Genomic DNA, 26482 nt, shown 5'->3' on the forward strand with positions numbered 1-26482 from the left:
GCTTAAACAGCCTTGCTGATGGTGACGCCCAGGCGTTTCAGGGCCAGCGCCAAGGCATCCGCCAGGTTGGCCTTGGTCACCACGCCTTGCAGGTCGAGGCCCAGGTGCACGATGGTCTGGGCGATCTGCGGACGCACGCCGCTGATGATGCAGTCGGCCCCCATGAGGCGGATGGCCGTAACGGTTTTCAACAGGTGCTGGGCTACCAGGGTGTCCACGGTGGGTACGCCGGTGATGTCGATGATGGCGATTTCCGAGCCGGTGTCGACGATGCGCTGCAGCAGGGACTCCATGACCACCTGGGTGCGTTGCGAATCCAGGGTGCCGATCATCGGCAGGGCCAGCACGCCGTCCCACAGCTTGACCACCGGGGTGGACAGTTCCAGCAATTCTTCCTGCTGGCGCTTGATCACCGACTCACGGGATTTCTGGAACGTACGGATGGTGTGCATGCCCAGCGCGTCAAGCAGCTCGGAGATTTCCCACAGTTGTTCGGCCAGTTGCGTCGGTTGTTCGGCGTACTCCCGTTGCAGCAGGGCGAACAGCGGGCCCTTGAGGGCAAAGATAAAGCTGGCGGTCTGTTGCGAGTCCTGGCCGACCAGGGCGCGGCTGTGGGAGAGCTTTTCCAGGAATACCCGGGTTTCTGCCCAGTTTTCATGGTTGACCGGCTGGGAACCGCCTTGCTGCAGCGCCGCGATGAGCAGGTTGAGGAAGTCGTTGGCCTGCTGCCGGGTGTCTTCGGCCTTGACGTTACGCGTGGCCCCCGAAGCTTCAAGGCTGGCAACCCATTCGGTCAGCAGGGTCGGGCGATGGGTGTGCAGTGCCTGGATGGTGTGAGCTTGCAGAGTTGCCACGGGAAACCTCCTTGAATGCCTTGTTGAGTGGCATGCAATTTATACTAAATTGAAGTGCTTTGAATTGTTTCGAAGGTTTTCGTTCATTTGCCTCAAGCCCTGTGGACCGGGCGCTTCAGACTGGTGGAGGCGGGATGGGGGGCCATGCTGCCGTCGATCGCGATACTGGCGTCGGAGCAGCCCATTTGGCTGAGTGTGCGGTGGGTGGAACCGCAGGTGATGGGTAATGTGGGCTTGATCAAACGCCGCGGACGGAGCTGGCCGCCGGCGGCGCTGGAATTGGAGCGGTTGGTGCGCGAGATGCCGTTTCGGTCAGTGTGCCACCGAGTCCAGGCCGGTGGATTGCACCACCGGTTGTGCCTGGGGCGACGCGAGGAATTGCAACAAGGCCTTGGCCTGTGCAGGGTGTTCGGCATTGACCGGAATGCCCGCCGCAAAGCGCGTCACCGATTGCACGTCTTCCGGGATCTTGCCGACGTACGTCACACCCGGCACCGGCAATAACTCCGCCACCTGCTGCAAGCCCACCTCGTAATCGCCCTTGGCGACCTGTTCGGCCACCGGGAGGCGTTCGATCATGGTGCCTTTGGCGGGCATGCCGAGCTTCTTGAACAGCTCTTTCTCGACATACACACCGCTGGCGCTGTCCGAATACGCCACGGACTTGGCCTTGCTCAGTACGGCCTTGAGTTCGGCATCGGTGCCGATCGCGGGTTTGGTCGCACCTGCCTTCACCACCAGGCCGATGCGCGAATCCGCCAGTTCCACGCGGGACGCCGGGTCGACCTTGCCTTGTTTGATCAAGTCATCCAGGGCATAGCCGACCATGATCACCACGTCGGCATGTTCACCACGGGCCAGGCGGTTGGGAATCGCTTCCGGCGCCTTGCCCATGGACGGGCCGAGGACGGTATCGAGGGTGTCGCCGCTGTGCTGGGCGTATTGCGGGCCCAGCAGTTTATAGGCGGCGGTGAAGCCACCGGAGGTCATCACCTTGAGTTCCTCGGCCTGGGCCGTCAGCGCCAGGGCACCGAGGGCCAGGGCCGCCAGGGTCTTGAACAGAGACTTCATCACGCCGCCCCCTGCATCACCTGCCCGCGTGCGTTGGCGCGACGATACAGCGCCAGGGTCGAACACAGCGCGCACAACGCAGCGAACATCATCCAATAGGCCGGCGAGGCCTTGTCTTCAGTGATGTGAATAAACCAGGTGGAGATCGCCGGGGTAAACCCACCGAAGATCGCGGTCGCCAGGCTGTAGGCCAGGGAGAAGCCCGCCACGCGCACTTCCACCGGCATGATTTCCGTGAGGGCGGGGATCATCGCGCCGTTGTACATGCCGTACAGGAACGAGAACCACAGCAGCGTCTCCAGCATATGGGCGAAGCTCGGTGCATTCACCACGTAGGACAGCGCTGGATAAGCCGTGAGTACCGTCAACGCGGTCATGGCGATCAGCACCGGCTTGCGGCCGAAGCGGTCGCTCAGGGTGCCGCCGATCGGCAGCCAGACAAAGTTCGACACCGCCACCAGCAAGGTCACCAGCAGCGCGTCGGAGGTGCTCAGTTGCAGCACGGTCTTGCCGAAGGTCGGCGCGTACACGGTGATCAGGTAGAACGCGGTGGTGGTCATGGCCACCATCAGCATGCCGCCGATGACCACGGTCCAGTTTTTCACCAGTGTGGCCAGCACCTCGCGCATGGTCGGGCGATGCTTGCGGTTGGCGAATTCTTCGGTTTCCTGCAGGTTGCGACGCAACACAAAGATAAAGGGGATGATCACGCAACCGATGGCGAACGGAATGCGCCAGCCCCAATCGGCAACCACCGCCGGTTCCATCCACACGTTCAAGCCATAGCCCAGGGCGGCGGCGACCACGATGGAGATCTGTTGGCTGCCCGATTGCCAACTGGTGTAGAACCCCTTGCGGCCTGGGGTGGCCATTTCAGACAGGTACACCGACACACCGCCCAGCTCCGCACCGGCCGAAAAGCCTTGCAGCAAGCGGCCCACCAGCACCAGCAGCGGGGCCCACAGGCCAATGGTGTGATAGCCCGGCACCAGCACGATCAACAGCGTGCCGCTGGCCATGATCGACAAGGTCACGATCAACCCTTTGCGGCGACCGACGTCATCGATATAAGCGCCGAGGATGATGGCGCCCAGTGGGCGCATCAGGAAGCCCGCGCCGAACACGGCGAAGGTCATCATTAATGACGCAAATTCATTGGCGGCAGGGAAGAACGCGGCAGCGATGTAGGTGGCGTAGAAGCCGAACAGAAAGAAGTCGAATTGTTCAAGGAAGTTGCCCGAAGTAACGCGGAATACCGCACCTACTTTCGAACGGGCAGAATCGGGCCGGGAAGGGCTAGTCATGGGTTTGTGTCTCCAGCGTTCTTTTTAAATGCTTGTTTCGCGTAAGACCGAGGATAGTGGCTGACACATTTAGAAATGAAAAGTGAAAAATATGGATTGATTAATGTCTGTTGGTTATGAATTTGCGTGTCTGTCAAAGATCCCGCTCTGTTCTATGCTGGAAGGTATGACCCATTCTTACGGAGGGGAGATGGCTATGGGCAATGAACCGAAGCGCCAAGATGAGCCGGAGCATGAGCAACCCCGGCGACATGAAGAGGAAAAACCCCAGACCTGGAAGCACCCGGACGACGGCACTGAGCTGTCCGAGCGGGATCAGGAGCGTCCGCTCAAGCCCTGATCAATGTTCGGCCGGAGCCAAAAAGCACCCTTGACGGGCCATGAACTGCCTCCACGAAGGGCTCTCCGTGGGGTCGGGTGTTACCTGGGTCGGGGTTTCGAATTCCGCCAGCGCGGCGCCGGTATCGGCATTGATCACCTTAACGCGACACCACCCACTGTCGGCGTCGGCAATCCCGCCTTTGAGCAGGTAGCGTCCCTGGGCGGCGAACTGGGTGTTGAACTCAATCACACAGCGCCGGCCGGCGCTCGCCAGGCCCGACACGATCAAGTGCAGCGGTTGGTCGGCGGCGATGTCCACGTAACCGTCGGGGCGCGAAGTGCTGCTGTGCACCGCAAACAGTGCGGTTTCCTTACTCGGCGTTCCCACCCTGCCTTGCAGGCATTCATGATCCGTCGAAACGCTGACAGACAGCCATTCGTTGTAGCTGGCGTGGGTGCTCAACTCACTTTTGAGCTGCGCGCGCGGGCCTTCGAGCGGTGCCTTGTAGGGCGTCATGGCGGTACATCCGGCCAGTAACAGCGGTAGTGCGATGTTGCGGCTGTTTATCAAGGCAATAGCATCCAGTTCAAAGAAGGGGCGTTATGAAACCAGCAACGAAACAGGAAAACCCGAGGCCAGCACCAGGTACGCCACCACTGCTGCCAGGCACAGGCCGACGAACACCCGCAACAAGGTGCGGGCGGTGGGGCGGGTGACAAAGCGGATAAGCCAGAGGCAGAGTCCGGCCACCAGAATGGCCAGGCCAAAAATGACCAGCACGGTAGTGTTCCTGCGACGTTCGAGCGCTGTTTATAGTCCCAAAGCCGGGTGATGAACAGTGTGCACATAGACGCGGCCGGCCCGGCTTTCTAAACTGCGGCTTGTCTTGGGCTAGGGGCAGGCGCCGATGAATCGCAATGAATTACGCAAGGCCGACATCAACCTGATGGTGGTCTTCGAAGCACTGATGCTCGAGCGCAATGTGACGCGGGTGGCCGAGAAGCTGTTTCTCGGCCAGCCGACCATCAGTTCGGCCCTCAACCGTCTGCGCACCCTGTTCAACGACCCGCTGTTCATTCGCGTCGGCCATCGCATGGAACCTACCGCGCGCGCCGAGGAAATCATCCAGCACCTGTCGCCCGCCCTGGACTCACTGTCGTCGGCCTTGAGCCTGACCCACGATTTCGACCCATCCATCAGCACCATGACCTTTCGCATCGGCCTGTCCGACGACGTCGAGTTCGGCCTGTTGCCACCGTTGTTGCGCGCCTTGCGCCAGGAAGCGCCGCAGGTGGTGTTCGTGGTGCAGCACGTGGACTATTGGCGGATTCCCGATCTGCTGGCGTCCGGCCATATTACCGTCGGCATCACCCAGACCCGTGGCCTGCCGGCGAATGCCAAGCGCAAGCTGCTGCGCCACATTCGTCCGCGACTGCTGCGCGCCGATGCCTCGGACACCCCGCTGACCCTCGATGAATATTGCTCGCGCCCCCATGTGCTGGTGTCCCACACCGCCAACGTGTCCGGGTTTGCCGATGAGTGGCTGGCGGAAATCGGCCGCAAGCGCCATGTGGTGTTGTCGGTGCCGCAATACAGCGCATTGCCCGCGCTGCTGGCCGGGACCGACTTGATCGCCAGCCTGCCGGACTACACCGCCGAGGCCATGGCGGTGTCGGGCAACCTGTTCTGCGAGCCGTTTCCGTTCGAGACGCCGACTCTGGATTTGTCCATGGTCTGGCTCAGTCATGTGGACACCGACCCGGCCGAACGCTGGGTGCGTTCGCGGCTGGAAGCGTTCATGAGCGATCGAGGTCAGGCGAACAAGGCCTGAGGCTTTTATCCGTGCTATATCTACAGACTTTCCTACGAATGACTCGGAGTCATCCATGCCACACCTGCACTTGGAATACACCGCCAACCTGACAAACCTGGCCGTCGAGAAAACCCTGTTGCGGCTCAACAATGTGCTGATGGCGTCCGGGCAGTTCGGTTCCGAGTTCGATATCAAAAGCCGCGCCGTGAAGCTCGAGAGTTTTCAGGTCGGCACCTCCCTCAACCCACGCGCTTTCATCGCGGTGAAGCTGTCACTGCTCAGCGGGCGGTCGCCGCAGGTCAAGCAGCAATTGTCGCAAAGCCTGCTGGCAGCGTTGCAGGATCTGGGCGACTGGCCGACGGATCTGCAGGTTCAACTCAGTGTCCAGCTGGTCGACATGGATCGCGATTCCTACAGCAAAGTCGCCATCGGCTAACCCTCGCCACAGAAGTCAGAGTAATCCCTGATCCGCACACACCTTCACCACCTGTTCACGAAACCAGGTATTGGCACTGTCCTGTTCACTGCTTTCATTCCACTGCATATCCAGGGTGAACCCCGGCAACCCGTTGGGGGCCTCGCAGTGGCCGAACACCGTCGCCGGTGCCAGCAGTTTCTGCACGCGGCGCGGCAGGGTGACGATGAAGTCGGTGCCGGTGATCATCTTCAGCGCCGCGCTGTAGCTGTTGGCGCGGGCGATCACCTGGCGCTTGTGGGCCTGGCGCGCCAGCCAGCCGTCGATCATGTTGGTGTCGGACGTCCATGGCGTGGGGAACACGTGGCGCCGCTCGACGAATGATTGCAGGCTGAATGCCGGCTCGCGCGGTGCCGAGCGTTTATCGAAGACGCACACCAGATCGTCCTCCAGCAGCATCTGGGTCTTGAAGTCTTTATGGGCGCGGTGAAAGTGCGGTCCGAAGCAGATCACCAGGTCCAGGCGGCCCTCGCGCAGGTCGTCGGCGGGGATGTCGGCTTCCAGTTTCTGCACATTGACGATCACCGGCAGGTCGGCGCGGTCGAAATGCTTCAACAGGCGCGGCAGGATCAGTTGTTCGAAGTACTCCGGCGCGCAGACATTGAAGGTCACGGCCTTCTGGGTCGGGTCGAAGGCCTGGCCACCGGCGTGGCACAGGTTGATGCTTTCGAGGATCTTCTGCACATGGGCGTACATGGTAGTAGCCTTGTACGTAGGCCGCATGCCCGCCCGCGTGTTGATAAACAGTTCGTCTTCAAAACTGGTCCGCAGTTTCTTCAGGCTGTAGCTCACGGTGGACTGGCTGACGAACAGCGTTTCTGACACGTCGGTAACGCTGCTCTGGTCATAGACGGCGATAAACACCATCAAGTCCTGCATATCGAGTTTTCTGAGCAAGTTACTGTTTAACATCGGTTTCGTCCGTAAACCCCATGTACCGAAGTCAGTACAAGACAGCGCGAAAGCTTAACGGAACGGCCGTACCAATAGAAAGCTCTGTAGGGCGTTTCTATGTTTGTCGTGAGACAAATACTGTTTACAACACGACGTCAGCGAATGTGTTCTGCGTAATGCCTTGGGTTGAAGCGCGTGACGATCAGCAGCATCACCACGACCACCGCCGTCAACGACCACCAGGCCCATTCGAAGCTGCCCAGCTGGTCGCGGATCATCCCGGCGATCAGCGGCGACAGGCCGGCAATCAGGTAGCCGATGCCCTGCACGAATGCGGTAAGGCCCCCTGCGCGGCGCGGGTTGTCGAGGTGGTCGAGGGACAGGATCAGGCTCATCGGGAACAACCCGCCGATACCCAGGCCCAGCAGGCACGGCCACAGCAGACTGAGGTGTTGCGGGCTGAGGATCAGGCCGCAGAACCCCAGGATGATCAGCCCCAGCAACACCGCCACCACCCCGCGTTTATCCCGGCGGCGGTTGGCGATGGCCGGCGTCACCAGGCCGGACACCACCTCCATCGCGGTCAGGAATCCCAGCAACAAACCGGCATTCTGTTCGCTCCAGCCTTGCTCAACGTAGTACGGCGCCAGCCACGCCAGCACGCAGGTGTAGGACGCCGTACCGAGGCCGAAAAAGATCGCCAGCAACCAGGCGCGGCCGTTGCCGAAAAACGATTCCTGAGGGCCAGCGGCGGCTTGGGGCAACGGTGGCAACACCGAGCGCTGGGCGTACCAGAACACCAGGGCCAGCAGCGCCAGAAACCCCCAGATCGCCAGGCCGATGCGCCAACTGCCGGTCTGCACCTGCACGAAGGGGGAGAACGCTGCCGCCAGCGCCGCGCCGCCCATGATGGCGGTGACGTAGAGGCCCATGAACAGCGACACGTTGTCGCTGAACCGCGACTTGATCAGGGCCGGCATCAACGCCTGGATCATGGCGATGCCCACACCGGCGGCAATGGCGCTGACGATCAATTCCAGGGCCGAATCCAGGAACAGCCGCGACAACGTCGCCACGCCAATCACCAGCAGTGACAGCACAATGCTGCGGTGCTCGCCAACGCGCTTGGCCAGGCCCATGCCAAAGAACATCGCCAGGCCCATGGCCATGACCGGCAACATGGTCAGCAACGCCGCGCTGCTGAAACTCAACGGCACCTCGCCGCGAATCGACGACAACAACGGCCCCACGGCGGCCATCGACGGCCGCAGGTTAAGGGCGACCAGCACGACGCTGATCATCAGCCATACGGCGGTGGTGGGTTTTGCCTGAACGTTTTCCATGGGCCTGCCTTGAATGAACAAGGGTGAATCAGGCCACGCAGGGGGGAGGGGGGCAAATGAGAAAGTCGCAGGGACTATCTAAAAATTGCGGTTAACTGAAACACCGCAAGTCAAAGTGTGAGAGCGGGCAAGCCCGCTCACCACAGTTACAGTGTTCCTCCTTAACTGACTGGCATTAGGTGCAAGCTCCCTCCCATATTTGTTCTGCGTCGTCAGATAGACCGGATCACATGCTTGATCTCCTGAAACGCCGCCAGCCCCCACGGGCCCAGCTCACGGCCGATACTGCTCTGCTTGTAACCGCCCCATGCGGTCTGCGGGAAGATCACCTGCGGTGAGTTGATCCACACCAGCCCGGCCTGCAAGGCATTCGCCACGCGCTCGGTGGTCTCGACGCTACGGCTGACCACGCTGGCCACCAGGCCGAAATCGCTGTCGTTGGCCAGGGCAATGGCCTCTTCCTCAGTGGCAAAAGCTCGTACACACAGCACCGGGCCGAAGATTTCTTCGTTCCACAATGCACTGTCCAGTGGCACGTCGGTAAACACCGTCGGGCGAATGAAGTAGCCCTTCGCCAGGTTCGCCGGGCGTTCGCCGCCACACACCAATCGTGCGCCAGCCTCGACGCCCCGTTGGATATGCCCCAGCACCCGCTGATACTGCACGCGGTTGATCAGCGCGCCCATTCCCACGTCGTCGGCAAATGGGTCGGCGACGCGAATCCCTTCAGCCCGTGCCTGCAAGCGTTGCAGGAATTCATCCGCCAGGCTGTCGGCCACCAGCACGCGGCTGGTGGCGGAACACATTTGCCCGGCGTTGAAAAAACCACCGCCACACGCCAGTTCCACCGCCAGGTCGAGGTCGGCATCCGCCAGTACCAGCAGCGAAGATTTACCACCCAATTCCAGGCTTACGCCCTTGATGGTTTCCGCTGCGCGTTGCATCACCTGCACGCCCACGGCGTTGCTGCCGGTGAAGGAAATCTTCGCCACGCGACGGTCTGCGGCCAACGGTGCGCCAACGGCCAAGCCGGTGCCGCAGACCAGGTTGAACACCCCCGCCGGGCAGCCCGCGTCAGCGATGATTTGCGCCAACTGCAACTCCGCCAATGGCGTTACTTCCGAGGGCTTGAGCACCACGCAGCAACCGGCGGCAAGGGCCGGGGCGAGTTTCCAGGCGGTGGTGACCATCGGGAAATTCCACGGCACGATCAGCCCCACCACGCCGCACGGCTCACGGCGCAGGCGCGCGCTGAAGTCATCGCTGGGCAGCGCCACCGGGCGGTCCTGGCCGGCGTCCATGTCGTCGGCGATACCGGCGTAGTACTCGAACGTGGCGATCACGTCGTCCACATCGATGCCGGCTTCGAACAGTGGCTTGCCGTTGTTGCTCGATTGCAGGTGCATCAGCTGTTCGCGCTGCGCGCTGACGCCTTGGGCAATTTTGCGCAGCAGGCTGGCGCGATCACGGCCGCTACTTTTCGACCAGTCGATAAAGGCCGCGCTGGCTGCATCCACGGCCTGGGTCACGGCCTGCCCATCGCCGACGCTGACCCGGGCCAGGGTCGCCTCGGTGGCCGGGTTGATCACCTCCAGCACGTCATGGCCGGCACGCCATGCACCGTCGATATACACACCGTTCACTACTGCGCTCATACCGCTGTCTCCTTCATCCATAGGTCCTGGTCGATCTCAATCAGCGTCGGCCCCGGGCGATCGGCGGCGGCGCGCAAGGCGTTGCGCAGCTGTGCAACGCTGTGAGCGCTGTCGGCAGCACTGCCGAGGGCCTTGGCCACGCCGATAAAATCCGGGGTGTAGATGTCTACGCCGACCGGTTCGATGGCGCGGTTGAGCATGTATTTCTTGATCTCTTCATAACCCTGGTTATTCCACAGCAGCACGATGATCGGCGTGCGCGCTTCCACTGCGCTGGCCAGTTCCGGCAGGGTGAATTGCAGCCCGCCGTCACCGATCAAACACACCACCGGTTGCCCATCGCCACGGCCCAACCAGGCGCCGATGGCGGCCGGCAGGGCGTAGCCCAAGGTGCCGTAGCCGGTGGAGGAATTGAACCAGCGGCGCGGGTGGTCGAGGTTCAGGGTCAGGTTGCCGCTGTACACCGGTTGGGTCGAGTCGCCCACCAGCACGGCGCCCGGCAGTGCTTCCAGCACCGTATTGAGGAACAGGGTTTGCGCGCGGGTGGCGGCGTCCCAGGTGGGGACCAGTTCGGCCCACAACCGGGCGACGCGCTGAGCGCCCCAGTCGGTGTGGCGAGGGGCCAGCGGCGTGCGGTTCAATTCCGTCAGCAAGGCATCGGCGGCGATCTGCGCATCGGCCACCAGTGCGAGGTGCGGCGGGTAATTGCGCACGGTCTGGTCGGGGTCGATATCGATGCGCAGCAGCGCGCCGGGTATCTCGAAGCCACCGGCGAAGGTCACGTCGTAGTCGGTCTCGGCCAGCTCGGTGCCGATGGCCAGCACCACATCGGCCTCGGCCACCAGCGCGCGGGTAGCGACCAGGGACTGGGTGGAGCCGATCAGCAGCGGATGCTCGGAAGGCAGCATGCCCTTCGCATTGATGGTCAGGGCCACCGGCGCGCCGAGGGTTTCGGCCAGGCGAGTCAATTCGGCGGCCGCCTCAATCGCGCCGCCACCGGCCAGGATCAGCGGACGTTTGGCGGCGGCGAGCAACTGGCTCATCTGCCTGACCGCCGCCGGTGCCGCACCGGCACGGGCGATGCTGACCGGTTGACTGCCCAGCAGTGCATCGGCGTTTTCCACCAGCACATCCAACGGAATCTCGATATGCACCGGGCGCGGCCTGCCGGCCTGGAACAACGCAAACGCCCGCGCCAGCACCGCGGGCAGCTCCGCTGCCGACATCAAGGTATGGGAGAACGCCGCCACCCCGGCCATCATCGCGCCCTGGTTCGGCAGCTCATGCAGCTTGCCGCGCCCACCACCCAATTGGCTGCGCGATTGCACGCTGGAAATCACCAGCATCGGGATCGAGTCGGCGTAGGCCTGGCCCATGGCGGTGGTGATATTGGTCATGCCCGGGCCGGTGATGATGAAACATACGCCCGGCTTGCCACGGGTGCGCGCGTAGCCGTCGGCCATAAAGCCGGCGCCCTGTTCGTGGCGCGGGGTGACGTGGCGGATGCTCGAGCGGGCCAGGCCGCGATACAGCTCCACGGTGTGCACGCCGGGGATACCAAACACCTGGTCCACGCCGTAGCGTTCCAGGAGGTTGACCAATACTTCGCCGCAGGTCGCCATAGGTGTCGCTCTTGTTATGGAATCGTGGCGGTATTGGACCGGTTGGCCCGTAGCGGCAACAATCGATAAAAAGTCATACTAGCCATGTCCTCACGTCATGGCTGCGCCCATATGAAACGCCTTCCGCCCCTGCCCGCGCTGCATACCTTCTGGGTCACGGCCCAGTGCTGCAACTTCACCCGCGCCGCCGAGCAACTGCACATCACCCAAGGCGCGGTGAGCCGGCAGATCGCCGGCCTGGAGAGCCATTTGGGCTACGCCTTGTTCCAGCGCCAGGCACGGGGGTTGAGCCTGACCGAAGAAGGTCGCGAGTGGTCGCAACGGGTGCAGCAGGTGTTTGGCCTGCTCGGTGACGCGCTGGAACAGATCGGCAATCGCCGCCAGACCCTGCAAATCAAGGCCTCCACCTGTGTCATGCGCTGGTTGTTGCCGCGTCTGATGCAATGGCAGCGGGAGCGCCCGGACGTGCCGGTGGAACTCACCACCACCGTGGCCTACAGCGTGGATTTTCGTCGCGAGCAATTCGACGCGGCGGTGATCTATGCGCCCATCGCCGAGCAATCGGCCGAGGCGCGGCACTTGTTCGATGAGCAACTCACCCCGGTCTGCGCCCCCGCGCTGCTCGCCGGTTTGCACACCCCGGCGGACTTGCAGCAACAGGTGCTGTTGCACCCCACCCGGGACGAGCGCGATTGGGCGCGGTGGCTCAAGGCGGCGGATACGCGGTTGAGCAACTTGAGCCAGGGGCATCATTTCGAAACGTTGGACTTGGCGATGAACGTGGCCTCCCAGGGCTCCGGGGTGGCGATGGGCGACAGTGCGTTGATGGGCGAGGATCTCAAGGCGGGGCGCTTGGCGATGCCGTTTGAACTGCGCGTGCCGACGGGGAAGGGGTACTACCTGGTGTATCCGCCGGGGACGGTGCCGTCGGCAGGGCTTGAAGCGTTGATGGACTGGTTGGTGAGCCAGGCACGACAGTCGTAGGCGCTGGAGGTCCAAATGTGGGAGGGGGCAAGCCCCCTCCCACAGGTGTCAGTAGCCGACGGTGAAGCGCTGGCGCGAGTGCTTCGGTGCTTCCACTTCATCGAGCATGGCGATGGCGTAGTCGGCAAAGCTGATTGAGCTGGTACCGTCACTGCTCACCAGTAAATCATCCTGGCCCAGGCGGAATTTACCGGTGCGTTCGGTGCCATCGAACAAGGCCGACGGCGACAGGAACGTCCAATCCAGGTCCTTTTCCTGACGCAGCACGTCAAGAAACTCGGCGCCTGCACTGGCTTCGGCCTTGTATTCGGCAGGGAAGCCCGCGCTGTCGATCACCCGCTCGCCACCGGGCAGCAGCAACGAACCGGCGCCACCCACCACCAGCAGGCGTTTCACCCCGGCTTTTTTCACCGGGCCGATCACAGCGCTGGCGGGCAGCGTGGCGAAATGTGCCGCGCTGATCACCACATCGCTGCCGCTGATGGCTTGTTCCAGGGCATTGGCATCCAGTGCATCAACCTGCTTGACGGTGACGCCGGGGCGTACGGCCAGCTTGTCGGTGTTACGCGCGATAGCCACCACGCTATGCCCACGACGCAGGGCTTCTTCCAGCAATTGGCTGCCGGCACGGCCGGTGGCCCCAATGATTGCGATCTTGCTCATGATGTTCTCCAGTACGGTCAGGGTTTAAAGCCATTCACCACTTCATTTCGCCCTTGGCGACTTTGGCGCTGAGTTCCAGCGAGCTTTCGTCGGCGAGGGTGGGGTAGCGCTTTTTCATGGCCGCGATCAGGGCGGCGGCGTCCTTGGCCTTGGCGGTTTCTACGTCGAAGGCCTTGATGTAGTCGGCAGTAAAGGCCACGGATTGCGGCGATGGCGTGCCCAGGTAGTGGCCCGGAATCACCGTGCGAGGTTTCAGCTGTTCGATGCGTTGCAGGGTCGCAAGCCAGTCTTTATGGGATTGCGCGCTTTGGGTGTCGGCCATCCACAGGTGAATGTTTTGCGCGACCACCACGCCCCCGACCACGGCCTTGATCGACGGGATCCACACGAAGCTGCGGTCCGGCTGCGGGCCATCCAGGCCGATCACCTCCAGTTGCTGCCCTTCAAGGGTCAGGCTGTGGCCTTGCAGCACCTGGGGCACGATGGTTTTGCCCGGTTTGTCGGCACCCATTTTCGGGCCCCAGAACTCAAGTTTGCCGGCCACGGTGGCGTTGATATGGTCGACCACCGGTTGCGGTGCCAGGACCTTGGCGTCGGGGTACGCGGCCGTCAGGGTGTCGAGGCCGAAGTAGTAATCCGGGTCGCCGTGGCTGATGTAGATGGTGGTCAGGTGTTTGCCGCTGGCGCGGATCTTCTGCACCAGTTGCTCGGCCTGGCCTTTGCCGAATTGTGCGTCCACGAGGATCGCGTCTTTGGCGCCGCTGACCAGCACCGAGCTGACCGGGAAGATCGCCGCCTCGCCTGGGTTGTAGACATCCAGGGTCAGGTCGGCCGCCGCTGCATGGCCGGCAAACGCCAAGGTAGCGGTGAAGGTCAAGCGCTTGAGGGTTGAGAACATCGGGCAGCTCCAGCAGTGGATTCAAAGGATGCACAGAGCTTAGTTGCACTAAACCGAACTAAAAATGCGATGCTGGGACATAGTTTGTTTCTGAAATCGGGCAAATCATGGATCGTCTTCAAGCAATGCGCGTGTTTGTCACGGTGGTGGACCTGGGCAGCCAGTCCGCCGCCGCCGATCATCTGGACCTGTCGCGCCCGGTGGTGTCGCGTTACCTGGCCGAGTTGGAAGACTGGGTCGGCGCGCGCCTGTTGCACCGCACCACCCGCAAACTCAGCCTTACGGCGGCCGGTGGCGAAACCCTGCCACGCTGTCGGCAACTCCTGGAGTTGTGCGGCGATATGCAGGCCGCCGTCAGTGAGCCTGATAATGCGCCCCGTGGCCTGTTGCGCCTGAGTGTCAGCACCTCGTTCGGCCAGGCGCAATTGGCCGAGGCCATTGCCGAGTACGTCAAGCGCTACCCCTTGGTGACCATTGACCTGCAAATGCTCGACCGCACGGTGAACCTGGTGGATGAGCGCATCGACCTGGCCATCCGCACCAGCAACGACCTGGACCCCAACCTGATCGCCCGGCGCCTGACGGTCTGTCGCTCCGTGGTGTGCGCAACCCCGGCCTACCTGTTGGAGCACCCGGCGCCGCAGAAAGTCGAGGACCTGGCCCGGCACAACTGTCTGACCCATTCGTACTTCGGCAAAAGCCTGTGGCATTTCGAGGAGCACGGCGAGCACGTGTCGGTGCCGGTGCACGGCAATATCACCGCTAACGAAGCCAGTACGTTGTTACGCGTGACGCTGGCCGGCGCGGGTGTGGCGATGCTGCCCAGCTACCAGGCCGGCGATCACATTCGCCGTGGTGAACTGGTACGTCTGCTACCCGAGGCCGAACCCCGGCAGATGAACATCTACGCGGTCTATGCGTCGCGCAAACACATGCCATCGGCGTTGCGCAGCCTGCTGGATTTCCTGGTGGTGAGGTTCCCCGAGCAGCCGGTGTGGGATAGGGGGCTCTAAGGCGACATAACCCTGTTGAATGTCGCCCGATAATGGCAACTCGCCCTGGTTGACCTATGCTTTAAACAGCACCCTGTAGATCCGCTCAGAGGTCTGTGCCATGAGCATTAAAACCCGCAAATACCTGATGATTTTCTTCCTCTGCGCCCTGGCGACCGGGCTGTATGGCACCGCCGCCTACCGCGTGGAGCAGACCCGGATGCAGCCGACCTTTGCGATCAGCTGCCATCAGGACCAATGCGTTCCCCACACCGGCAGTTTCAGTGCACTCAGGTAGGCGGCTGTTCGGCCTTGAGTTGCTCGCGAAACGCCTTGGGTGAGAACCCGACCCGTCGGCGGAACAGCCGAGAGAAGTTGGTCGGGTCGGAAAAACCCAGTACTTCCGACATTTCATTGATGGTCATGCTGGTGTAGGTCAGCAGGCGCTTGGCTTCGAGTAATTGACGGTCATGCATGATCTGCAAGGCAGGCTGCCCGCCCAGTTCCCGACACGTCCCATTCAGGTGTGAGACCGAGATACCCAGTTTGTGGGCCAGATCCTCAATCTTCGGGTGTTCCCGATAGTGCTGTTCAACCAATTGCGTAAAGCGCCGGAAATACTCGCGGCCCCTTGGCGCGCGCGGGTGGCGACGCTGGATGGCCTGGCGGCTGATCCACACCAGCAGCACACTGACCAGCGCATGCATCAGCATGTCCCGGGCCGGTTGGTCGTCGGCGTATTCGTCCTGCAGGCGGGCGAACTGGCTGTTGAGGTAATCACTGTCCTTGCCCGCCGGGTAGCTGCCCAGGGTCTGCAAACCGCCTGCCGTTGCGCCCAGTTGGGCTTGCAAGTGGCTGACCAGCGGTGCCGCCAGGGTGACTACATAGCCTTCCACATCTTCGGCAAAGCGAAACCCATGCACGCACAACGGCGGCAATACCTGCAGCGTGGCTTCTTTGAGGGTGGTGCGCAGGCCTTCGATTTCCAACTCGGCCTGGCCTTTGTGCACGTACAGCAATTGGCACAGATCCGCGTGCCGGTGGGGCTGGATTTCCCACTGGTATTCCCGACTGCGCCGGGAAATGGTTTCGCAGTGCAACAAATCGGGGGTCGGCCATTGCTGGCTTTCTCCGTAAAGCTTGAAGACCGGAATCGCGGTGTTGGTCATGGTTTCAATCCGATACTCAGGACAGTGGTGCGGTAATCGCCCAAATTGGCAAAAAGCGCAGGTTTTGTCGCAGTTTTCACCTTCTTATACTGCGCACTCAAGTGAAAACTGTCAGCCACAAGATCAATGACAACTCTTTCACTCGATCCGTTCGGGTGGAACTTGCGGGCGATAAAAATAATGAAAACCCTGAAAACCCAAGTCGCCATTATCGGCGCCGGTCCCTCCGGACTCTTGCTCGGCCAGCTGTTGCACAACGCCGGTATCCAGACCCTGATCCTGGAGCGCCAGAGTGCCGACTACGTACAAGGCCGCATCCGCGCCGGGGTGCTGGAACAAGGCATGGTCAACCTGCTGCGCGAGGCGGGCGTGAGCCAGCGCATGGATGCCGAAGGCCTGGTGCATGATGGCTTCGAGCTGGCGCTGGACGGCCAACTGACCCACATCGACCTCAAGGCGCTGACCGGCGGCCAATCGGTGATGATCTACGGCCAGACCGAAGTCACCCGCGACCTGATGGCCGCCCGCGCCGCCGCTGGCGCCACCACCCTGTATGAAGCGCGCGACGTGCAGCCCCATGATCTTAAAAGTGATCGACCCTGGCTGACTTTCGAGCATCAGGGCCAGGCGTTTCGCCTGGAGTGCGACTACATCGCCGGTTGTGATGGGTTCCACGGTGTGGCGCGCCAGTCGATCCCGGCTGAATCGCTGAAGGTGTTCGAGCGGGTCTACCCCTTCGGTTGGCTGGGTATCCTTGCCGACACCCCGCCGGTGCACGCGGAACTGGTGTACGCCAAGCACCCACGGGGCTTTGCGCTGTGCAGCATGCGTTCGCCGACGCGCAGCCGCTACTACCTGCAAGTGCCGGCCGAGGAACCCGTGGATGAATGGTCGGACGAACGTTTCTGGGCGGAACTGAAAACCCGCCTGCCCAGCGCCTTGGCTGAACAACTGGTCACCGGCCCCTCCATCGAAAAAAGCATCGCGCCCCTGCGCAGTTTTGTGGTGGAACCGATGCAGTACGGGCGCCTGTTCCTGCTCGGCGATGCGGCCCATATCGTGCCGCCCACCGGGGCCAAGGGCTTGAACCTGGCGGCCAGCGACGTGAGCACCTTGTTCCGGATTTTGCTCAAGGTGTATGGCGAGGGGCGCGTGGACTTGCTCGAACGCTATTCCGCCATCTGCCTGCGCCGGGTGTGGAAGGCCGAACGGTTTTCCTGGTGGATGACCTCGATGTTGCATCAATTCCCTGAGTCCGACGGATTCAGCCAGCGCATTGCCCAGAGCGAGCTGGAGTACTTCATCCACTCCGAAGCCGGGCGCCAGACCATTGCGGAAAATTACGTCGGACTTCCTTACGAGCCTATCGAATAGCCTGCTATCGTATCGAGCATTCCCGCGGGCCGCCTTTTCCCGCGGGCCTTGCTCGAAGGTTCTGCCGTGACTCAGCTCAATCAGCCCGCGCCACCGCTCCCCGCGGTGCGCAGTATTCTCGCCTCGTTGATGATGGCGATCTTCCTCGGTGCCCTGGACCAGACCATTGTCGCGGTGTCCATGCCCGCCATCTCCGCGCAATTCCACGACGTCAACCTGCTGGCCTGGGTCATCTCCGGTTATATGGTGGCGATGACGGTGGCGGTGCCGATCTACGGCAAGCTCGGCGACCTTTACGGGCGGCGGCCGATGATGCTGATCGGCATGGGCCTGTTCACCGTCGCTTCGTTGTTCTGCGGCATGGCCCAGAGTATGGAGCAACTGGTGCTGGCGCGGGTGCTGCAGGGCATCGGCGCCGGCGGGATGATCTCGGTGAGCCAGGCGATCATCGGCGACATCATCCCGCCCCGTGAGCGCGGGCGCTATCAGGGCTATTTCAGCAGTATGTACGCGGTGGCCAGCGTGGCCGGGCCGGTGTTGGGCGGCTACATGACCGAGTATTTATCCTGGCGTTGGGTGTTCCTGATCAACCTGCCGTTGGGCGCCGGTGCCTGGTACGTGGCCCATCGCACCCTGGTGGGGCTGCCGGCACCGCAACGCAAGCCGATCATCGATTACCTCGGCACCGTGCTGATGATCATCGGTCTCACCGCCTTGCTGTTGGGCATCACCGAAATCGGCCAGGGCCATCATTGGCGTGACAGCCAGGTGCTGGGGCTGCTGGCCTGTGCCCTGGTGGCATTGACCCTGTTCGTCTGGCACGAGCGCCGCGCCCGCGAGCCCTTGCTGCCGATGCACCTGTTTGCCAACCGCAGCGCGGTGCTGTGCTGGTGCACGATTTTCTTCACCAGCTTCCAGGCGATTTCCCTGACGGTGCTGATGCCCTTGCGCTTTCAGACAGTGACCGGCGGCGGTGCCGACAGCGCCGCCTTGCATTTGCTGCCCCTGGCGATGGGCCTGCCCATCGGCGCCTATTGCGCCGGGCGCATGACCTCGGTGACCGGGCGTTACAAACCGATGATCCTAAGCGGCGCGCTGTTGAGCCCGCTGGCGATCCTGGGCATGGCCTACAGTGCGCCCCAGGATATGCTGCTGACCGGCGTGTGCATGTTGCTGTGCGGGATCGCCGCCGGCATGCAGTTCCCCACCTCCCTCGTGGGGGCGCAGAACTCGGTGCAGCAACGGGACATCGGCGTTGCTACCAGCACCACCAACCTGTTCCGCTCCCTGGGCGGCGCGGTGGGGGTGGCGTGCATGTCGGCGTTGCTGCTGGCGTTGTTGCAGGACTCCAGCTTCGCCCACCTGGCCAGCGGTGCGCTGGTGGTCGAAGGCGGTTCCGGCAACGTGCTGCTCGACGGCCTGAACGCCGCGCCAGGCCCGGCGCAGGATGCCCTGCGCGGGGAGCTGGGGGTGACGTTCAGGCATTTGCTGCTGGTGAGTGCGGGGGTGTCGCTGCTGGGGTTGGCGGCGGCGATCGCGATGCCCAATCGCGTGCTGCGCGGGCGGGAAGACAAAACCCGCTGACTGACACAATAGAGATTTGATGTGAGAGGGGCTTACCCCCTCCCACATTTGAATGCATTCCAGTTCAGATCAGGGGCTGTAGTAACCCACCGCAACCATGAAATGCCCGGCCTTGCGCACATACGCATGCTTGTTCTCGACCTTATCCGTCACCGGGTTTTTCCAACGGTACTTGTATTCCCCCTGGTCCTGCTCGGCCATCAGCTTGAGGATCGGCTCGCCCACCGGCTTGCCGTCGGGGTCCTTGATCTTGCTGAAGTCGGTGTTGATCAGGCGCAGGTTGGTGCCATGGGCCACGTAGCGCTGGGTGTTCAAGTCCACGACAAACACATAGAGGTCATCCTGCAGGAAACCGCCCTGCAATGAGTTGATGGCCTTGAGTGTGCCGGCTTCATCCTTCAGCAATGCGTTCACCGCCTTGTTGCGCAGGGCCCGGGCCTGTTCCGGGGTGGCGCGGGGCAGGTAATAACCCACGGCCAGGATGCGCTCGCCGACGCGCTGGTAAAACACATGCTTGTGCTCGACCTTGCCGTCGTTCCAGTTCTGCCAGCGGTAGTCGGCCTGTTGGATACCCTGGCCTTCCGGCACCTTGAGCGCGTCCTTGAATGACTGGCGCAACTCTGGCCCGAGTACCTCGGACACATCCCGGCCGATCAAGGCGGAGGAGGGCCCGCCGCTGGCCAGCAGCACGCCCTGGGTGTCGACCACGAATACGTAGCGGTCATGGTCGACAAACTCGCCTTGGCGGCTGAACACGGCGAGCGCCTTGTCGCCGTTGCTCTGGTAGTAGGCCAGGGCTTTTTCCAGCAGGGCCTTGGCAGCCTGGGCGTCCTCGTCCTGAGTGGTCGCGGCGTGTACCTGGCTGAAACAAAACAGCAGCAGCCAGGTGATGCGGAGCAGTCCCTTCATGTCCCGTCCCTCGTTCTTATTGATGTGAGCACAGCGTAGACGGCTCTGGCTCAGGGCGCCGCCAACCATTGGCTGACGATGCCGTCGTAGACGCCGGTGGCCACGCTCAGGTGCAACCACTGGTCGACATAGCTCTTCCACGCCACATCATCACGGGGCAGCAGGAAGGCTTTTTCGCTGTACTGCATCTGCCGCTCCGGGTTGACCGCGCACAACCCGGGCTTTTGCTTCTGCTGGTAACGCGCTTCGCTGGCGTCGGTGATCATCACGTCGGCCTTGCCGGCCAGCAGTTCGTCGAAGATGGTCACGTTGTCGTGCAGGCGGATTTGCGCCTGGCCCAGGTGGGCGCGAGCGAAGACTTCGTTGGTGCCGCCCGCCGGTTCGATCACGCGCACCTGGGGCTGGTTGATCTGCTCCACGGTCTGGTAGCGCTTGACGTCGGCGCAACGCACCAGCGGGATCTTGCCGTCGACCCCGAGGGACTGGCTGAAGAAGGCTTTTTTCTGGCGTTCCAGGGACACCGAAATCCCGCCCACGGCGATGTCGCAGCGCTGGGCGAGGAAGTCCGGCATCAGGGTTTTCCAGGTGGTGGGCACCCATTGGATCCTGGCATTGAGGCTCTTGGCCAGGGACTCGGCCATGGCAATGTCGATGCCTTCATAGCTGCCATCAGCGCGCAACGAGGTGTAGGGCTTGTAGTCGCCGGTGGTGCAGACGCTGAGGGTGCCGCGCTCAAGCACCTGGTCAAGGCGCGAGGGGGCGGTGTCGGCCAGGGCGGAGGTGGCCAGGCTTGCCAGTACGCACAGGGTTATCGTTGTTTTCATGCGATCGGGTCCTTGGGGCATGCTCGGGGGCGGTCATTATTTCCAGCAGCAAGGCCAGGTAGCAAGAGGCGTTGAATGTTTAGCCAAGTCGCAACCAAACTCCATCAACCCTGAATTTAAACACCTATGCGGGCGTGTGACGCTGGGGGCATCTCTATCATTGTGATCCACCCATGGGCGGCTCTTCCGACACTCACCCTGCGACACTGCCCTCCGAGCTCGCCTTCTGGGCCCTGTTCCACTGCCGCCACGCGCGCCCGCCAGACTCCCTTCTCCTACGCTGATTTACCCCACGGATGACGCACCCTTGTGCGCGCCTGCCTGAAACAAACGTAAGAGAAACCCCCATGAGTGTTTTTGCCAGCCTGCACGAAGCTCACGCCTTCCTTGAACAGCATCCGGATATCGAGATGTTCGAGCTGTTTATCCTCGACAACAACGGCGTGCCGCGCGGCAAGTTGCTGCACCGCGACGAATTGCTGGCGGTGTATGAAAGCGGCCGTCCGCTGCCCAGCACCATCCTCGGCCTGACCATCAATGGCGACGATGTGGAGAATTCCGGGCTGGTGTGGGAGGTGGGCGATATCGACTGCCGCGCCTACCCGATCAGCGGCAGTTTGCAGCGCATGCCATGGCGGCTGATCCCGACCGCTGCGGTGCAGGTCAGCATGCACCCCACCGAAGGCCTGCCCGCCACCGTGGCCGACCCTCGGCATTTGCTGGCCAAGGTGATCGAAGGCCTGAACGCCGACGGTTATTACCCGGTGATGGCGGCGGAACTGGAGTTCTACCTGCTCGACCAGAAGCCCGACGGCAATGGCCGCCCGCAACCGGCGCGGGACGTGGACGGCGGGCGTCCACGCGCAACCCAGGTCTACGGCCTGCGTGAGCTGGAGCAGATCGAACCGTTCCTCGCCGACCTTTACAGCGCCTGCAAACTGCAAGGCATTCCGGCGCGCACGGCGATCTCCGAATACGCCCCGGGCCAGGTGGAAATCACCCTGGAACACCGCGCCGACGCCCTGCAAGCCATGGACGAAGCGGTGCGCTACAAGCGCCTGGTCAAGGGCGTGGCGCACAAACACGGCATGGCGGCGTGCTTCATGGCCAAGCCGTTCGATGACCTGGCGGGCACCGGCATGCATATGCACATCAGCCTGGCCGATGCCGAGGGCAACAACCTGTTCGCCAGTGAAGCCGCCGACGGCACGCCACTGCTGCGCCACGCAGTGGGGGGCATGCTCAGCACCCTGCTCGATTCACTGCTGATGTTCTGCCCCAACGCCAACTCGTATCGCCGTTTCCAAACCAACAGCTATGCGCCGCTGGCCGCCACCTGGGGCGTGGACAACCGCACCGTCAGCCTGCGGGTGCCGGGTGGTCCGGCCCATTCCCGGCATATCGAACACCGCATTTGCGGCGCCGATGCCAACCCTTACCTGGCGGCGGCCGCGATCCTGGCGGGCATCCACCGTGGCATTCGCGAACAACGGGACCCCGGCGCCCCGGTGGAAGGCAACGGCTACGCCCAGGCCAAGGCGTTGCTGCCCACCGATTGGCTCACCACCCTGCGCGCGTTGGAAGGTTCCGATTGGGCGCGAAAGGCGTTCGGCAGCGAGTTCCTGGGCGTGTACCTGGCGGTGAAACATGCTGAATACCGCCAGTTCATGGGCGAGGTGGGCGAGCAGGACTGGCGTTGGTATCTGCATCAGGCGTGATGGTTTTTACGGTGGTGAGGGCTTCGACCTTTTTTTCACGTTGCAAGGGTTAAGCTGCGAATCAAGGTCGTTCACTACCGTTTCAGTCACATGAGCCTGCGATGTCGCCACAACCTCCTTCTTCCATCGAGATCGAATACGCCGAACGCTGTGGCCTTGAGCACGCCAGGGTCTGCGGTGACACGCGCCCGCCCGGTCTGCGCCAGCGCCTGGCGTCATGGCGCGACGAGTGGTTGGTGCGCCAGGCGCTCAAGGTCGCTGGCGAGCCGGGGCTGATCCTGGACCTGGCCTGCGGCTCGGGGCGCTTCTGGCCGGTGTTGGCCGAGCACGTCAACCGGGTGATCCTGGCCTCGGACAATTCCCAGGACATGCTCGACCACGCCCGTAGCCACCATCCGCCGTCATTGCTCAAGCGCGTCAAGACCTTCCAGGGCTCGGCGTTTTCCATCGGCTTGTCGGCGAATGCGGTGGATTGCATTTTCTGCCTGGAGTTGTTTCGTCATGTGCCCAGCAGCGAAGGGCGCATGGCGTTGCTGCGCGAGTTTCACCGGGTCAGCCGCGACACGGTGATTGTGTCGGTACCCTCGCGTACCGCCGTGGAAGAGGAATTTCGCCAGGCCGGGTTCAAGGTCTTGAGTCAGCAGGAATTCATGCCGGGCTCCAGCCTGTGGCGGGTCTACGTTCTTCGTAAGAAAGGATAACTCCTACTTGTCGGACTATTCTTCATCTCCTGTCTGAGTTTTCATGGTTGCCTGTGCACTGCGGATGCTCGCTAGCCCCGTTCGCGATATATACTGCGCGCCATTCTTCAAGGGAGAGCCGTGTGGCCATCGATATTCACTGGATCTGCGACAACGATAGCCTCGGCCAGCATTGCGCCGAATGGCAGCAGTTGCCATTCGTCGCCCTCGACACCGAATTCATGCGGGTCGACACCTTTTATCCCATTGCCGGGCTGATCCAGATCGGTGATGGCGTACGCGCTTACCTGATCGATCCCCTGACCATCGACAACTGGCAACCCCTGGCCGCGTTGCTGGAGAACCCGGCGGTGATCAAGGTGGTGCACGCCTGCAGCGAAGACCTTGAGGTGTTGCTGCGCCTGACCGGCAGCCTGCCGGTGCCGTTGTTCGACACCCAATTGGCCGCCGCCTACCTGAACCTCGGCTTCTCCATGGGCTACTCGCGCCTGGTGCAAGCCGTGCTCGATATCGAGTTGCCCAAGGGCGAGACCCGCTCGGACTGGCTGCAGCGGCCATTGTCCGAGACCCAGGTGAGCTACGCCGCCGAAGACGCCGTGCACCTGGCCGAGGTCTACATTCGCCTGCGCCCGCGCTTGTCGGATGATAAATACGCCTGGGTCCTGGAAGACGGCGCCGAACTGGTTGCCAACCTGCGCCGCGAAGTCGACCCGTACGAGGTCTACCGTGACGCCAAGCTGGCGTGGAAACTGTCCCGTGCCCAGCTCGCCGTATTGCGTGAACTCTGCGCCTGGCGCGAGCAGCAGGCCCGCGCCCGCGACCTGCCGCGCAACCGCATCATTCGCGAACACTCGCTGTGGCCCCTGGCCAAATCCCAGCCGGACAACCTCGCCGCCCTGGGCAAGATCGAAGACATGCACCCGCGTACCGTGCGCCAGGATGGCCAGTTCCTGCTGGACCTGATCAAGCGTGCCGGCAGCGTTTCCATGGACCAGTGGCCGCCGGCCGTGGCTGAACCGCTGCCGGTGGACGCCGCCACGCTGATCAAGCAACTGCGCGCCCTCGGCCAGACATTCGCCGAGCGCCTGGAGATGGCGCCGGAACTGATGCTGCGCAAGAAAACCCTCGAAGCCCTGGTTAAAAGTGGCTACCCCGATGGGCCTTACCAATTGCCAGACTCGCTGCGTGGCTGGCGCCGCGAGTTGATGGGCCAGGCGCTGCTCGACAGCCTGGCCCCTGCCGGAGAACAGCCTTGAAACGTATTTGCTCCATCTATCGCAGCCTGAAAAAAGACGGCATGTACCTCTACGTGCTCAAAAGCGACGCCCTGGAGCGCGTGCCGGAGCCCTTGATGGCGGCGTTCGGCAAACCGCACCACGCCTTCGACATGGTGCTGACGCCGGAGCGCAAGTTGTCCCGCGAAGACATCATCGTGGTGCTGGAAAATCTCGACAAGCAGGGCTATCACCTGCAAATGCCGCCGGCCGAGGACGAGTACATCGAGCACCTGCCCGAAGAGCTGCTGCGTCGCAACGACCCGATGTGATCGGGCAGTGCCCCGCCCGGGGCACAGGTTTCAATGGAATCGTATTAGTGGGCGGTGGCCGTAGGGAAGCGGGCGGCCGTCTGCACTGTTTTTGAAAGGTTTGAACCATGCGTGTTCTGATTGCTGAACAGGATCACCCGCTCTACGCCCAATTGCTCAATGACGCGGCGCCGGACCTGGAGGTGCTCACCAGCGGCGACTCGGCCGAGCTGTCGCGCCTGGCCGCCGATTGCCCGGTATGGCTGGGCCAGCCGGACCTGTTGGCGACGCTGTTGCGCCAGGGACACCAGCCGCAGTGGCTGCAATCGACCTGGGCCGGCATTACGCCGCTGCTGGCCGAAGGCTTGCCCCGCGACTATCGCCTGACCCGCGCCGTCGGTATTTTTGGCCAGGTCATGGCCGAATTTGTCCTCACCTACATGCTGGGTCACGAGCGCGAAGTACTGGCGCGACTGGTCAGCCAGGTCGAGCGCAAGTGGGACAGCCGCACCGGCCAGAGCCTGGCGGGGCGCAAGGCGTTGATCGTGGGTACCGGCGACATCGGCCAGCGTGTCGCCGAGTTTCTCGTGCCGTTCGGCGTCAAGCTGTACGGCATCGCCAGCACTGCGCGGGAACAAGCGCCGTTTATCGAAGTGGCCGGCCTCGACCAACTGGGCCGGTTGGTGGGGGAGGTGGACTACGTGATCAACCTGCTGCCCAACACACCGAATACCCACGACCTGTACGACGCCGCGCTGTTCAAGCAGTTCAAGCCGACCGGTTTGTTCATCAACGTCGGGCGCGGTGTGGCGGTGGTGGATGCCGATCTGGTCGAAGCCCTGAAGGAAGGGCACCTGGCCGGCGCGGTAATCGACGTGTGCCGCCAGGAACCGTTGCCGCAGCGCCACCCGTTCTGGACCGCCTGGGGCCTGCTGTTGACCGGGCACAGCTCCGCGCCGACCTCGCCGCCGATGATGGTGGAGTTGTTCCTGGAAAACCTGCGCGCGTACAAGGCCAAGCAAGCCTTGCGTGGGGAAGTGGATTTCGAGCGCGGTTACTGAGGCGGCGCTGGGAGAAAATGTGGGAGGGGGCAAGCCCCCTCCCACATTTTGAGATTGCGTCAGTTTCAGAGGCTGAAATCACCTTCTGACACCAGCTCGCTCAGCGGCTTGCGCGGGCTTGGCGCTTCACGGCCTTGCAGGTACTCCGGCAAGGTCGATTTGTCGCCCAGCTTGCCCACCGCAACGGCGGCATGCAGCGCATAACCCTGTGGAATCTTCAGCTCCTTGCGCGTCAGCTCCTGATCGAAGCCGGCCATGCCGTGGGTGTGCCAGCCGCTGAGGCTGGCTTGCAGCGCCAGGTGGCCCCAGGCCGAGCCGGTGTCGAAGGTGTGCCACAGTGCCGGGGTTTCTTCCGTGGCGCCGGGGGCGATGAAGTCGGTTTTCGAGGCAATGATCACCAGGGCCGACGCATGCTGTGCCCAACCACGGTTGAATTCATTCAGCAGGCCCAGGAAGCGCTCCCAGTCCGGCGTATCACGGCGTGCGTAGAGAAAACGCCAAGGCTGCGAGTTGTAGGCCGACGGTGCCCAGCGTGCGGCTTCGAAGAAGCTCAGCAGGGTTTCCTGCGGGATGCTCTCGCCGGTAAAGGCACGGGGCGACCAGCGTTCGGTGAACTGGGTATGGATCGGGTAATCGGCAACGCGTGTCATGGGCAGCTCCTGATCGTCAATTCGGCGCTCAAAGCTACTGCGCCCCCGCTAGACTGACAAGTCTTGTCATACCGACA

General features: G+C 62.6%; 28 protein-coding genes and 1 pseudogene. 14 read left to right on the top strand and 15 right to left on the bottom strand.

Translation table 11 applies throughout. From position 1 onward, the window contains the following. Positions 1 to 2: 2 nt before the first annotated feature. Complete coding sequence (locus B9N88_RS09205; protein WP_027604298.1) at positions 3 to 854, bottom strand: STAS domain-containing protein; 852 nt, start codon at positions 852 to 854, stop codon at positions 3 to 5. A gap of 120 nt (positions 855 to 974) precedes the next feature. Between B9N88_RS09205 and B9N88_RS32890 the strand changes: the two are divergent. Next, positions 975 to 1169: pseudogene (locus B9N88_RS32890) on the top strand (LysR family transcriptional regulator); the annotation flags it as partial. On the opposite strand, the gene B9N88_RS09215 reads toward B9N88_RS32890, so the two are convergent. Both B9N88_RS09215 and B9N88_RS09220 read right to left on the bottom strand, forming a co-directional pair. Further along, the gene (locus B9N88_RS09215; RefSeq protein ID WP_027604297.1) at positions 1167 to 1925 is read right to left on the bottom strand and encodes a substrate-binding domain-containing protein; all 759 of its coding nucleotides are present in this window, start codon (positions 1923 to 1925) and stop codon (positions 1167 to 1169) included. The pseudogene B9N88_RS32890 and the gene B9N88_RS09215 sit on opposite strands and share 3 nt — an antisense overlap. After that, positions 1925 to 3229, bottom strand: a complete 1305-nt coding sequence (locus B9N88_RS09220; protein WP_027604296.1) for an MFS transporter — start codon at positions 3227 to 3229, stop codon at positions 1925 to 1927. The genes B9N88_RS09215 and B9N88_RS09220 overlap by 1 nt, the downstream gene beginning before the upstream one ends. 196 nt (positions 3230 to 3425) lie before the next feature. Between B9N88_RS09220 and B9N88_RS32650 the strand changes: the two genes are divergently transcribed. Continuing rightward, positions 3426 to 3569 (top strand): hypothetical protein, encoded by a 144-nt coding sequence (locus B9N88_RS32650; RefSeq protein ID WP_162844254.1) that lies wholly within the window; start codon positions 3426 to 3428, stop codon positions 3567 to 3569. On the opposite strand, the gene B9N88_RS09230 is transcribed toward B9N88_RS32650, so the two are convergent. Both B9N88_RS09230 and B9N88_RS09235 read right to left on the bottom strand, forming a co-directional pair. Next, positions 3570 to 4067, bottom strand: a complete 498-nt coding sequence (locus tag B9N88_RS09230) for a hypothetical protein (protein WP_051429319.1) — start codon at positions 4065 to 4067, stop codon at positions 3570 to 3572. Between the two features lie 84 nt (positions 4068 to 4151). Beyond that, complete coding sequence (locus B9N88_RS09235; RefSeq protein ID WP_027604295.1) at positions 4152 to 4331, bottom strand: hypothetical protein; 180 nt, start codon at positions 4329 to 4331, stop codon at positions 4152 to 4154. Between the two features lie 127 nt (positions 4332 to 4458). Here B9N88_RS09235 and B9N88_RS09240 point away from each other — a divergent pair, with 127 nt between their 5' ends. Both B9N88_RS09240 and B9N88_RS09245 read left to right on the top strand, forming a co-directional pair. Next, positions 4459 to 5382: a LysR substrate-binding domain-containing protein gene (locus tag B9N88_RS09240; protein ID WP_027604294.1), complete on the top strand. Its 924-nt coding sequence runs from the start codon at positions 4459 to 4461 to the stop codon at positions 5380 to 5382. Between the two features lie 55 nt (positions 5383 to 5437). After that, positions 5438 to 5800: a 5-carboxymethyl-2-hydroxymuconate Delta-isomerase gene (locus tag B9N88_RS09245; RefSeq protein ID WP_027604293.1), complete on the top strand. Its 363-nt coding sequence runs from the start codon at positions 5438 to 5440 to the stop codon at positions 5798 to 5800. 15 nt (positions 5801 to 5815) lie between these two features. Here the strand turns inward: B9N88_RS09245 and B9N88_RS09250 are convergent, their stop codons facing one another. The 4 genes from B9N88_RS09250 to B9N88_RS09265 all read right to left on the bottom strand — a co-directional run bounded on the left by B9N88_RS09250 (position 5816) and on the right by B9N88_RS09265 (position 11353). After that, entirely contained in the window at positions 5816 to 6751 is a 936-nt protein-coding gene (locus B9N88_RS09250; protein WP_027604292.1) for a LysR family transcriptional regulator, read from the bottom strand. Positions 6752 to 6888: 137 nt separating this feature from the next. Then, a complete protein-coding gene (locus B9N88_RS09255; RefSeq protein WP_027604291.1) occupies positions 6889 to 8076 on the bottom strand; it encodes a cyanate transporter in 1188 nt (395 codons plus the stop codon). 212 nt (positions 8077 to 8288) lie between these two features. Then, positions 8289 to 9731, bottom strand: coding sequence for an aldehyde dehydrogenase family protein (locus B9N88_RS09260; protein WP_027604290.1), 1443 nt, complete (start codon positions 9729 to 9731; stop codon positions 8289 to 8291). Then, positions 9728 to 11353 (bottom strand): 5-guanidino-2-oxopentanoate decarboxylase, encoded by a 1626-nt coding sequence (locus B9N88_RS09265; RefSeq protein WP_027604289.1) that lies wholly within the window; start codon positions 11351 to 11353, stop codon positions 9728 to 9730. Before B9N88_RS09265 ends, B9N88_RS09260 begins: the two co-directional genes overlap by 4 nt. Before the next feature lie 111 nt (positions 11354 to 11464). Here B9N88_RS09265 and B9N88_RS09270 point away from each other — a divergent pair, with 111 nt between their 5' ends. After that, complete coding sequence (locus B9N88_RS09270) at positions 11465 to 12337, top strand: LysR substrate-binding domain-containing protein (protein WP_027604288.1); 873 nt, start codon at positions 11465 to 11467, stop codon at positions 12335 to 12337. 48 nt (positions 12338 to 12385) lie between these two features. Here the strand turns inward: B9N88_RS09270 and B9N88_RS09275 are convergent, their stop codons facing one another. After that, entirely contained in the window at positions 12386 to 13000 is a 615-nt protein-coding gene (locus B9N88_RS09275; protein ID WP_027604287.1) for an NAD(P)-dependent oxidoreductase, read from the bottom strand. Positions 13001 to 13034: 34 nt separating this feature from the next. Beyond that, positions 13035 to 13898, bottom strand: a complete 864-nt coding sequence (locus B9N88_RS09280; RefSeq protein ID WP_027604286.1) for an MBL fold metallo-hydrolase — start codon at positions 13896 to 13898, stop codon at positions 13035 to 13037. Positions 13899 to 14005: 107 nt separating this feature from the next. Between B9N88_RS09280 and B9N88_RS09285 the strand changes: the two genes are divergently transcribed. Further along, positions 14006 to 14911: a LysR family transcriptional regulator gene (locus B9N88_RS09285; protein WP_027604285.1), complete on the top strand. Its 906-nt coding sequence runs from the start codon at positions 14006 to 14008 to the stop codon at positions 14909 to 14911. A gap of 100 nt (positions 14912 to 15011) precedes the next feature. After that, positions 15012 to 15188 carry a hypothetical protein gene (locus B9N88_RS32655; RefSeq protein WP_162844255.1) on the top strand — a complete coding sequence of 59 codons (177 nt, stop codon included), beginning with the start codon at positions 15012 to 15014 and terminating at the stop codon, positions 15186 to 15188. Here B9N88_RS32655 and B9N88_RS09290 read toward each other — a convergent pair. Beyond that, on the bottom strand, positions 15181 to 16059 hold the full coding sequence (locus tag B9N88_RS09290) for a helix-turn-helix domain-containing protein (protein ID WP_027604284.1): 879 nt from the start codon (positions 16057 to 16059) through the stop codon (positions 15181 to 15183). The two genes, B9N88_RS32655 and B9N88_RS09290, sit on opposite strands and share 8 nt — an antisense overlap. Positions 16060 to 16248: 189 nt before the next feature. Between B9N88_RS09290 and pobA the strand changes: the two genes are divergently transcribed. Further along, positions 16249 to 17433, top strand: coding sequence for a 4-hydroxybenzoate 3-monooxygenase (pobA, locus tag B9N88_RS09295; protein ID WP_175472305.1), 1185 nt, complete (start codon positions 16249 to 16251; stop codon positions 17431 to 17433). A 66-nt stretch (positions 17434 to 17499) separates the two neighbouring features. Further along, on the top strand, positions 17500 to 19017 hold the full coding sequence (locus B9N88_RS09300; RefSeq protein WP_051429325.1) for an MDR family MFS transporter: 1518 nt from the start codon (positions 17500 to 17502) through the stop codon (positions 19015 to 19017). Between the two features lie 69 nt (positions 19018 to 19086). Here B9N88_RS09300 and B9N88_RS09305 read toward each other — a convergent pair whose 3' ends face one another. Together B9N88_RS09305 and B9N88_RS09310 are read right to left on the bottom strand one after the other, a co-directional pair. Then, complete coding sequence (locus tag B9N88_RS09305; protein ID WP_027604281.1) at positions 19087 to 19926, bottom strand: cache domain-containing protein; 840 nt, start codon at positions 19924 to 19926, stop codon at positions 19087 to 19089. A gap of 50 nt (positions 19927 to 19976) precedes the next feature. Next, complete coding sequence (locus B9N88_RS09310; protein ID WP_027604280.1) at positions 19977 to 20750, bottom strand: transporter substrate-binding domain-containing protein; 774 nt, start codon at positions 20748 to 20750, stop codon at positions 19977 to 19979. A gap of 347 nt (positions 20751 to 21097) precedes the next feature. Here B9N88_RS09310 and B9N88_RS09315 point away from each other — a divergent pair, with 347 nt between their 5' ends. The 5 genes from B9N88_RS09315 to B9N88_RS09335 all read left to right on the top strand — a co-directional run bounded on the left by B9N88_RS09315 (position 21098) and on the right by B9N88_RS09335 (position 25755). Next, positions 21098 to 22468, top strand: coding sequence for a glutamine synthetase family protein (locus tag B9N88_RS09315; RefSeq protein ID WP_027604279.1), 1371 nt, complete (start codon positions 21098 to 21100; stop codon positions 22466 to 22468). A gap of 101 nt (positions 22469 to 22569) precedes the next feature. Beyond that, positions 22570 to 23169 (top strand): class I SAM-dependent methyltransferase, encoded by a 600-nt coding sequence (locus tag B9N88_RS09320; RefSeq protein WP_027604278.1) that lies wholly within the window; start codon positions 22570 to 22572, stop codon positions 23167 to 23169. A gap of 122 nt (positions 23170 to 23291) precedes the next feature. Then, a complete protein-coding gene (rnd, locus tag B9N88_RS09325; RefSeq protein ID WP_027604277.1) occupies positions 23292 to 24425 on the top strand; it encodes a ribonuclease D in 1134 nt (377 codons plus the stop codon). Then, positions 24422 to 24715, top strand: a complete 294-nt coding sequence (locus tag B9N88_RS09330; protein ID WP_027604276.1) for a YcgL domain-containing protein — start codon at positions 24422 to 24424, stop codon at positions 24713 to 24715. Before rnd ends, B9N88_RS09330 begins: the two co-directional genes overlap by 4 nt. A gap of 107 nt (positions 24716 to 24822) precedes the next feature. After that, positions 24823 to 25755 carry a D-2-hydroxyacid dehydrogenase gene (locus tag B9N88_RS09335; protein ID WP_027604275.1) on the top strand — a complete coding sequence of 311 codons (933 nt, stop codon included), beginning with the start codon at positions 24823 to 24825 and terminating at the stop codon, positions 25753 to 25755. A 65-nt stretch (positions 25756 to 25820) separates the two neighbouring features. Here B9N88_RS09335 and B9N88_RS09340 read toward each other — a convergent pair whose 3' ends face one another. Further along, positions 25821 to 26405, bottom strand: a complete 585-nt coding sequence (locus B9N88_RS09340) for a nitroreductase family protein (RefSeq protein ID WP_027604274.1) — start codon at positions 26403 to 26405, stop codon at positions 25821 to 25823. Positions 26406 to 26482: the final 77 nt, after the last annotated feature.

Source organism: Pseudomonas sp. LAMO17WK12:I1 (genome assembly GCF_900177315.1).
Lineage (GTDB): Bacteria > Pseudomonadota > Gammaproteobacteria > Pseudomonadales > Pseudomonadaceae > Aquipseudomonas > Aquipseudomonas marginalis.

Coding starts and splice junctions, on each gene's coding strand:
- B9N88_RS09285 (WP_027604285.1), top strand. CDS start 14,006: ATGGATCGTCTTCAAGCAATGCGCGTGTTTGTCACGGTGGTGGACCTG.
- B9N88_RS09240 (WP_027604294.1), top strand. CDS start 4,459: ATGAATCGCAATGAATTACGCAAGGCCGACATCAACCTGATGGTGGTC.
- B9N88_RS09215 (WP_027604297.1), bottom strand. CDS start 1,925: ATGAAGTCTCTGTTCAAGACCCTGGCGGCCCTGGCCCTCGGTGCCCTG.
- B9N88_RS09280 (WP_027604286.1), bottom strand. CDS start 13,898: ATGTTCTCAACCCTCAAGCGCTTGACCTTCACCGCTACCTTGGCGTTT.
- B9N88_RS09315 (WP_027604279.1), top strand. CDS start 21,098: ATGAGTGTTTTTGCCAGCCTGCACGAAGCTCACGCCTTCCTTGAACAG.
- B9N88_RS09255 (WP_027604291.1), bottom strand. CDS start 8,076: ATGGAAAACGTTCAGGCAAAACCCACCACCGCCGTATGGCTGATGATC.
- B9N88_RS09305 (WP_027604281.1), bottom strand. CDS start 19,926: ATGAAGGGACTGCTCCGCATCACCTGGCTGCTGCTGTTTTGTTTCAGC.
- B9N88_RS09290 (WP_027604284.1), bottom strand. CDS start 16,059: ATGACCAACACCGCGATTCCGGTCTTCAAGCTTTACGGAGAAAGCCAG.
- B9N88_RS09220 (WP_027604296.1), bottom strand. CDS start 3,229: ATGACTAGCCCTTCCCGGCCCGATTCTGCCCGTTCGAAAGTAGGTGCG.
- B9N88_RS09245 (WP_027604293.1), top strand. CDS start 5,438: ATGCCACACCTGCACTTGGAATACACCGCCAACCTGACAAACCTGGCC.
- B9N88_RS09335 (WP_027604275.1), top strand. CDS start 24,823: ATGCGTGTTCTGATTGCTGAACAGGATCACCCGCTCTACGCCCAATTG.
- B9N88_RS09275 (WP_027604287.1), bottom strand. CDS start 13,000: ATGAGCAAGATCGCAATCATTGGGGCCACCGGCCGTGCCGGCAGCCAA.
- B9N88_RS09310 (WP_027604280.1), bottom strand. CDS start 20,750: ATGAAAACAACGATAACCCTGTGCGTACTGGCAAGCCTGGCCACCTCC.
- B9N88_RS09265 (WP_027604289.1), bottom strand. CDS start 11,353: ATGGCGACCTGCGGCGAAGTATTGGTCAACCTCCTGGAACGCTACGGC.
- B9N88_RS09230 (WP_051429319.1), bottom strand. CDS start 4,067: ATGACGCCCTACAAGGCACCGCTCGAAGGCCCGCGCGCGCAGCTCAAA.
- B9N88_RS09260 (WP_027604290.1), bottom strand. CDS start 9,731: ATGAGCGCAGTAGTGAACGGTGTGTATATCGACGGTGCATGGCGTGCC.
- B9N88_RS09250 (WP_027604292.1), bottom strand. CDS start 6,751: ATGTTAAACAGTAACTTGCTCAGAAAACTCGATATGCAGGACTTGATG.
- B9N88_RS09340 (WP_027604274.1), bottom strand. CDS start 26,405: ATGACACGCGTTGCCGATTACCCGATCCATACCCAGTTCACCGAACGC.
- B9N88_RS09270 (WP_027604288.1), top strand. CDS start 11,465: ATGAAACGCCTTCCGCCCCTGCCCGCGCTGCATACCTTCTGGGTCACG.
- B9N88_RS32655 (WP_162844255.1), top strand. CDS start 15,012: ATGAGCATTAAAACCCGCAAATACCTGATGATTTTCTTCCTCTGCGCC.
- B9N88_RS09320 (WP_027604278.1), top strand. CDS start 22,570: ATGTCGCCACAACCTCCTTCTTCCATCGAGATCGAATACGCCGAACGC.
- B9N88_RS32650 (WP_162844254.1), top strand. CDS start 3,426: ATGGGCAATGAACCGAAGCGCCAAGATGAGCCGGAGCATGAGCAACCC.